The 6,851-nt window shown below is 71.8% G+C and carries 8 protein-coding genes; 3 read left to right on the forward strand and 5 right to left on the reverse strand.

Annotated elements, in window-relative coordinates; translation table 11 throughout:
* Window positions 1–101 precede the first annotated feature (101 nt).
* On the forward strand, window positions 102–1,172 hold the full coding sequence (locus ACFWVE_RS20500) for a zinc-dependent alcohol dehydrogenase family protein (RefSeq protein ID WP_384015888.1): 1,071 nt from the start codon (window positions 102–104) through the stop codon (window positions 1,170–1,172).
* 297 nt (window positions 1,173–1,469) lie between these two features.
* Here the strand turns inward: ACFWVE_RS20500 and ACFWVE_RS20505 are convergent, their stop codons facing one another.
* A complete protein-coding gene (locus tag ACFWVE_RS20505) occupies window positions 1,470–1,757 on the reverse strand; it encodes a metal-sensitive transcriptional regulator (RefSeq protein WP_384015889.1) in 288 nt (95 codons plus the stop codon).
* A gap of 904 nt (window positions 1,758–2,661) precedes the next feature.
* Window positions 2,662–3,543, reverse strand: a complete 882-nt coding sequence (locus ACFWVE_RS20510; RefSeq protein WP_384015891.1) for a universal stress protein — start codon at window positions 3,541–3,543, stop codon at window positions 2,662–2,664.
* Between the two features lie 322 nt (window positions 3,544–3,865).
* Here ACFWVE_RS20510 and ACFWVE_RS20515 point away from each other — a divergent pair, with 322 nt between their 5' ends.
* Complete coding sequence (locus ACFWVE_RS20515; protein ID WP_384015893.1) at window positions 3,866–4,267, forward strand: hypothetical protein; 402 nt, start codon at window positions 3,866–3,868, stop codon at window positions 4,265–4,267.
* A 128-nt stretch (window positions 4,268–4,395) separates the two neighbouring features.
* On the forward strand, window positions 4,396–4,605 hold the full coding sequence (locus ACFWVE_RS20520) for a hypothetical protein (protein ID WP_384015894.1): 210 nt from the start codon (window positions 4,396–4,398) through the stop codon (window positions 4,603–4,605).
* Window positions 4,606–4,612: 7 nt separating this feature from the next.
* Here ACFWVE_RS20520 and ACFWVE_RS20525 read toward each other — a convergent pair whose 3' ends face one another.
* The 3 genes from ACFWVE_RS20525 to ACFWVE_RS20535 form a co-directional block, all read right to left on the reverse strand.
* Window positions 4,613–5,065 (reverse strand): universal stress protein, encoded by a 453-nt coding sequence (locus ACFWVE_RS20525; protein WP_384015896.1) that lies wholly within the window; start codon window positions 5,063–5,065, stop codon window positions 4,613–4,615.
* A gap of 241 nt (window positions 5,066–5,306) precedes the next feature.
* Window positions 5,307–5,819, reverse strand: coding sequence for a flavodoxin domain-containing protein (locus ACFWVE_RS20530; protein WP_384015898.1), 513 nt, complete (start codon window positions 5,817–5,819; stop codon window positions 5,307–5,309).
* A 97-nt stretch (window positions 5,820–5,916) separates the two neighbouring features.
* Entirely contained in the window at window positions 5,917–6,600 is a 684-nt protein-coding gene (locus ACFWVE_RS20535; protein ID WP_384015899.1) for a DUF4389 domain-containing protein, read from the reverse strand.
* Window positions 6,601–6,851 lie beyond the last annotated feature (251 nt).

Below are 6,851 nucleotides of genomic sequence, written 5' to 3' on the forward strand. Positions count from 1 at the left end.
GGGCCGACCGGCCCGAGCGGTCCTCCGCGCCATCGGACAAGCTGGATGTGCGGGGAGATTTCGGCACCGTGCCGGAGCCCGGCAGAGAGCGGAGGAGTGGCATGAAAGGCTACGTTTTCCACGGTTCCGGACAGGCCGCATGGGAGGAGGTCCCGGACCCGGGCCTCAAGGAGACCACCGACGTGATCGTGCGCGTCGACGCGGTGACCATCTGCGGGACGGACCTGCACATCCTCAAGGGCGACGTGCCCGAGGTGCGACCCGGCACCGTGCTGGGGCACGAGGCGGTCGGCGAGGTCGTCGAGGTGGGCAGTGACGTGCGCACGGTGCGGCCCGGAGACCGGGTGCTGGTCTCCTGTGTCAGCGCCTGCGGGCGGTGCCGCTACTGCCGGGAGGGTATGTACGGCCAGTGCCGTGGAGGCGGAGGCTGGATTCTCGGTCACCTGATCGACGGCGCCCAGGCCGAGTACGTCCGCGTCCCGTACGCCGACCTGTCCGTGCATCCGCTGCCCAGCGCGGTGAGCAGTGGGGACGCCGTGCTGCTGGCCGACATCTTCCCCACCGCCTATGAAGTGGGCGTCCTCAACGGGAAGGTACGGCCCGGGGACACCGTGGTCGTCGTCGGGGCCGGCCCCATCGGGCTGGCGGCCGTCGCGATGGCCCGTTTCTTCACGCCCGAGCGGATTGTCGCCGTGGACATGGACGCATCCCGGCTCGAAGCCGCGAGGAGCCTGGGCGCAGACGCGGTGGCCGACGCCCGCGAGGACCCCGAGCAGCTGGTCGCCGATCTCACCGAAGGACTCGGCGCAGATGTCGTCATCGAGGCGGTCGGCGTGCCGGAGACGTTCGAACAGTGCACGCGCATGGTGCGGCCCGGCGGGCACGTGGCCAATGTCGGTGTGCACGGCAAGCCCGCGACCCTGCACCTGGAAGACCTGTGGATCAAGAACGTGACCATCACCACGGGTCTCGTCGACACCCACTCCACACCGACCCTGCTGCGGATGGCGTCCGCCGGTCGGCTCCCCGCGTCACAACTGATCACTCACACCTTCCCGCTGGACCACATGGAGGAGGCCTACGACGTCTTCGGCAACGCCGCCGAGACCGGTGCCCTCAAGATCGTGCTCGGCGGTCAGCCGCACGATGTCGTCGCAGTGCGGACGACCTGAGAGGGCCTGCGCGGCGAGCCCTCTCAGGTCCTCCCGGTGACGCTCACGCCGCCGTCACCGGCGTTCTCGACGTGGGCGGCGGCGTCCTCGCCGTACCGGTGCCGGTGAGCGCCCTCGGCCTGCGGATGCGGCACGCGGTGGGTGCCGGCCCGCCGGTCGTCACCGCCGGCTCCCTGGCCGCGAAGGTCTCCGGTCGCACCCTCCGGCGCATCTTCGCACTGCCGCTGCCGGCCGTTGCGGGGCCATGCCGATCGACGCGGTGGTGTGACGCGGCGCAGCGCACAGTCCGGGCGGGCCCTATGCCAGGGACAGGAACAGCTTCTCCAGCCGGGCGCGCATCTGCTCGCTGTCCTCGCCGCTTCTGCGGCCGGACTCGATGTCGGCCACGCACTGCTGCAGACCGGTCGCGATGATGGCGAAACCGGCCCGGTCGAGTGCCCGGGAGGCGGCGGCGAGCTGGGTGATGACCTCCTCGCAGTCGCGGCCCTCCTCGATCATCCGGATCACACCGGAGATCTGTCCCTGCGCACGGCGCAAGCGGTTCAGCACGGATCTGAGATCCGCACCCTCGAGTTCCAGTTCCACGGCCACTCCTCGAAAAATACCCCTAGGGGTACTCTACGTCCCGGTTCGGGACGGTGTCGACCATCAAGGATCCCCCGTGCCGTGACCAGCCGTCCCACCCCCGTCGGGCTCGGAACCCACCAGGCGGGCGCCGGCTCCACGAGTTCACCGTCGTCGACATGCGCACGCCCGCCGCATACGCCTCCGGCCCCCTGCGGCGCCCCGAGTGTCCCTCTGGACCGCATCCGCCGGGTTCCGCCGGAGACACAGCACACCGCGGAGCGCGGTGACGTCCTCGTCGTGTGCGCCTCCGGTGCCCGCTCCGCGAAGGCTCGCGAGCTTCTCGCCGAACAGAGGGCACCCCCGCCGCCACGCCGGCGGCACCGGGCGTGGACGTCCGAGGGGCGTGAACCGCACCGCTCCCCGGCCTGCTCGCGCACCCGGCCTTCCGGCTTCTCGCAGCGGGTATTGCGGCCGGCCGGCCCGGTCCTCTCTGTGCGGTCGCTGCCCTGCGCGGTCGCTGAAACCCGCTGAATCACGTGGCCAGGGCACCCGTGCCGAGGCCATGGGAGCCGTGGAGGCGGGCCGGTGCCGGGCGGCAGCCCGCTCCGGTCGACGGGGAACGGTGAGCCGCTCATGCCCGTGACGGACCACTGCCACGGGGTGCCACGAGGGTGCAGGACGGCCCGGCCGGCCCCGGGAGCGGCCCGCGAAACCGCCCCCTGTCCCCGAGAGCCGGCAACGGATCGCCGACGCACGACGACGTCCGCAAACCGCTGCCGACGACCGGCCGGCGCCGCGCCGGGAACGTGTTCCGTCCGGTCGCGCACATGATGCTCGTCGTGGTTCGCGAAGGGGCGGATCCGCCGGTCCTGCCGGCCTGCCGCTCGGCGTCGGTCAGTGTGCCGTCCACCGGTTGACGCGGTTACCGCTCCCGCTCGCGCGGGACCATCAGGACCGGGCAGCGCGCATGGTGGAGAACGCCCTGGCTGACGGAGCCCAGCAGCATGCCTGTGAACCCGCCACGCCCGCGCGTGCCCACGACCAGGCCGACCGCGTGTGCGGACGCCTCGGTCAGCCTGTCCACCGGGTGTCCCTTCACGACCTCGTGGTGCAGCTCCACCTCGGGGTGGGTGGCGGTGTGCCCGGCCACCGTCTCGGCCAGCAGCCGACGGCACTCCTGGAGCGCCGCGTGCTCGTCCAGGACCCCGAGCAACGGGGGATGCCACACGTACAGCGCGCGCAGAGCCGCACCGTGCAGAGAAGCCTCCTCGAAGGCGAAGCCGACGGCGGCGGCCGCGTGCGGGCTGCCGTCGACGCCGACCACCAGGTACGGCGGTTGCTGGGTGGTGTGCTCCGGCTCGCGCAGGACGACCACCGGACACGCCGCGTGGGCGGTCAGCGGCAGTGCGACCGCGGCCGAGCCGAACAGCTCCCGTGTGGCGCCGAGATGCCGGGATCCGATGACGACCTGCGAGGCATGGCGCGTGTGCTCGGCCAGAACCCAGGCCGGGTGCCCCTCGGCCAGCTCCGCGGAGCATTCCAGACCGGGACGGCGCGACCCGACGAAGGCGACCGCGCGCTCGAGCACGTCGCTACCCGCGGTGTGCAGTTCCTCCCTCCACTTCTCCCACGAAGGAAGGCTGCCCTCCTGCCGGTATCCGGGGACCGGCTCGCCCTGCGCGTACACAAGCACCAGAGGAAGGTGGCGACGGTCCGCCTCGTCGGCGGCCCAGGCGAGCGCCATGCGCTTGTCCGGATCGGGATCGACACCGACCACGATCGGTTTGCGTCCGTCAGTACGCATCGTCAATACCTCCAGAAAAGGAGTGGTCCGGCTGTTTCGGCCGCCCGTGGGCCGGGCCGGGTCTCATCCCCGCACCATTGCGACGGGGCCGGCTCCTTGCGTACCACCAGGCCGCTCACACTCCTCCTTCCGCTCGGGCGGTCGTGCGCACCGGATCCCTGTCCGATCAGGCTGCACCGTGAACGGGGATCGGGACGAGGGCCGGACGGTGCACGGTCACGTGACGGTGGGCCCGGCCGGCGGCCTCCTGCCCTTGCGCGCAACCGTGATCGTTTCCCGCTGCGACGGGCCTCAAAGGGACCCTCGGACCGTGATGGGGGCTATGGGACTCCAGAATCCCGGGCGGTGCGGCGGCGATCCGGGAAGTGCCCGGTTCTCGCGGTGGAACGAGCAGGCAAGGAGTCGGGATGAAAAGGGGAACGCGCTGCGGGCGCACGATCAGCGTCACCCGTTTCGCGCCACGGGGACTGCAGACCTCCATGGGCGCATCGTCCCGGACACTTCCTGCACCCCGCACGACGAGGGCGAGCCGTGGGTGTCGCCGACGGCCGAGGAGGCCCTGCGCCTGGCCGGGCTGCTGCTGTTCCAGGCGGCTGCGGTGGAGCCTGAACCCGTGGGCCGGCCCGGAGTGGCCGAGGTGGTGCCGATCGTGGGTGACGCTTTCGAGATGCGGATTCGCGGCCATGTCCCGACCGTCGGCCAACCGCTGTCCGACGGAGGATAAGGACACCGCGCCCATGCCCGTGGAGCTCTTCGTGGCGGCGGTCACCTCCTGCGCGGCGCTACGCGGACCGCTGTCCCGACCGCCACGGGGTGAGCCGGGACGGCTCGTCCGTCCGTGCGGAGTTCGGCATGGCCGACGACGGGCGGCCCCGGGTCGGCTCTCTTGCCCTGACCGTCCTGGCCCCCGCCCTGCCGCCGCAGCGGCCGGCCGCTCTGCGCGCGGTGGTCTCCCACTGCACGGTCACGAACACACTGGCGCAAGCGCCGGAGGTGGTGCTGGAAGTCCGGTGCGATGCCGACCGGGTGGCCGCCGGGGACACGGAGGCAGGCTCGGCATGAGTGCCGATCATCGGGCGAATTCCTGTTCCGGGCCGACCACGGTGACGGGGCAAGCCGCGTGCTGGGCGCAGCGCTGGCTGACCGAGCCCAGCATCGCCCGGGCGAAACCGCCTCGGCCACGGCGCCCCACGACGAGGAGCTCGGCTCCTTGCGAGGCCTGGATCAGCACCTCCGACGGGTCGCCCTCGACGAGGTGTTCCCTCAGCCCTGGTGGACGCTCGCCCTGAAAGACGGTGCGCAACTCCTCCGCGAAGAGCTCCCGGGCCTGCCGCAGGTCGAATTCGGGATCGCTCACCGGTCCGCTCCAGCCCTTGGCGGACGGCGTGTCCCAGGCATGGATCGCCTCCACGACACCGCCGACGGTACGGGCGTAACGGTCCGCCCACCGCAGAGCCGCGTAGGACGAAGGCGATCCGTCCACGCCCACGACCACCCGAGGTGCCGGATCTGAGGACTGCATGGTCACCTCACTCGTCTGTCATTGTCTGCGCATCTCCACGCTGCCGGGAACGACGCCGGCGCGCCAGCGGAGACATCGGTCGCGGCCGGTCGAGACGCTCCCGAACGGACCAGCACAACCGGCGGGGGAGTGGAACCGGGGCTGACCGGCATCCGAATCCAGGCGCACCTCGGGTACCTGCCTGGTGCGGGCGGGCCCGGCCGCGCACACGTCCGCCGTTCACCCGAATGGCGTGCAGGCATCATCCGTCCACTCGGAGTTCCTCGGCGATGGCCGTTGCCCAGCCGTCGACGGCGCGCCAGTCCCGGAAGTCGCCGAACCGTCCGCCGGCCAGATGAAACAGCAGGCGTCCGGTACGGGGCAGCTGGTTCCGTTCGACGACACCGGAGAACAGGCGGTGGCTCCGGTACCCCAGACCTGGCGGCAGGCCTTCCTCGATTGCCGACAGCTCCTTGGCAGCCATACGGCGCAACGGCCCGCGCAGGGCTGCGGGCATCCCGACGCTGAAGATCCACACGGGACGGGGGCCGAGCACGTCCAGGTTGTCCCGCACGAACTGCCTGGCCGGCGGCAGCCGGCCCTGTCCGTGTACGGCGCTGCCGAGGACGAACGAGCGATAGGCGTCGGCGTCCTCCACCCCGGTCATGGGCCTTGCCTCGGCCGTCCGCCCCGCACGGTTCAGGACGGCGGCCGTCCTCTCGGCGATCTTCCGGGTGGAGTCGTGCGCGGTCGCGTATCCGACGGGGACGTCCATGGGAGCTCACCCTCCCGTCCTGGTGGGCGTGTTTCCCGGTCCTGCGGTGGCCCATGCCACGAGACCGGGCACCGCGGAGGCCGGGGCAAGGGCAAAGTCATGCCGACTCCGACGGTTCACGACCGCCCCGATCGAGCCGGAAGGGGGGATACACGTCGGTGAGCAGGGCCGCGTAGGCGGCCACGCGCAGCACCCAGCGGTTCAGCCCGAGCACCAGATCGAACAGACCGCGCGGGTAGCGCCCGGTGGCGGCCAGGGCGACGCCGGCGAACAGGGTGAGCAGCCCGATGAGACCTCCGTTGAACCAGCCCACGCGGACGCCGCCGAGAAAGAAGCCCACGACCAGGTAGTGCGGGACGGCCAGGAGCCACCACTTCACCAGGACGAGGCCGCGGGAGAGCTCCCCGGGGTACGCCAGCTCCCAGCGCGCCGGATAGCCGGGGACGTCGGCGAGCGTGAACGGCGGGTAGCGGTCGGTGCCCAGAGCGCCGTAGGCGTAATAGGCCACTCGCCAACTCCACCGCAGTACACCGGTGCTGAAATCGAAGAGGGGCCTCGGATGGCGACCGGTGAAGAGAATCGCGAAGAAGGCCACCACGCCCGCCCCCGCGAAGGCCACCCACAGGAAGACCAGGACGACGTAGTGCGGAAGGGCGAGCACCCATTTGACCGGCCACAGCCAGCGGGACAGCGGTGCGTCGAGGACCGCGGTCAGCCGGGCGGGGTGGCCGGGCCGTGCCACCCCGGGGGATGCCGCCGAAGGCGTGGAGTGCGAGTTCATGACCGGTCCCTCCGGATGCCGCCAACCCCACCCGGTGCGGCCCGCACGGTGCCGACGGGCCGTCGCTGTCGCGCCGTGACGGGCACATTCGACTCGCTCGCCGAAGCACTGCCGGCTGGGCGCGTGGTGTGACGGCGTTCGTGCGACGACCCCGTCGTACGACGATTCACGCCTCGGCGGCGCGCAGCCCTCCTGCGGGCCGCCTGCCGTGCCCCACCGCTCACCTGCCGTTCCGGGCCGGGCCCGGGTAC

Source organism: Streptomyces sp. NPDC058632 (genome assembly GCF_042717095.1).
GTDB lineage: Bacteria > Actinomycetota > Actinomycetes > Streptomycetales > Streptomycetaceae > Streptomyces.

Bases quoted from the DNA above. Each gene is read 5' to 3' on its own strand.
- ACFWVE_RS20500 (WP_384015888.1), top strand. From the start codon at position 102: ATGAAAGGCTACGTTTTCCACGGTTCCGGACAGGCCGCATGGGAGGAG.
- ACFWVE_RS20510 (WP_384015891.1), bottom strand. From the start codon at position 3,543: ATGCGTACTGACGGACGCAAACCGATCGTGGTCGGTGTCGATCCCGAT.
- ACFWVE_RS20515 (WP_384015893.1), top strand. From the start codon at position 3,866: ATGGGACTCCAGAATCCCGGGCGGTGCGGCGGCGATCCGGGAAGTGCC.
- ACFWVE_RS20520 (WP_384015894.1), top strand. From the start codon at position 4,396: ATGGCCGACGACGGGCGGCCCCGGGTCGGCTCTCTTGCCCTGACCGTC.
- ACFWVE_RS20525 (WP_384015896.1), bottom strand. From the start codon at position 5,065: ATGCAGTCCTCAGATCCGGCACCTCGGGTGGTCGTGGGCGTGGACGGA.
- ACFWVE_RS20530 (WP_384015898.1), bottom strand. From the start codon at position 5,819: ATGGACGTCCCCGTCGGATACGCGACCGCGCACGACTCCACCCGGAAG.
- ACFWVE_RS20535 (WP_384015899.1), bottom strand. From the start codon at position 6,600: ATGAACTCGCACTCCACGCCTTCGGCGGCATCCCCCGGGGTGGCACGG.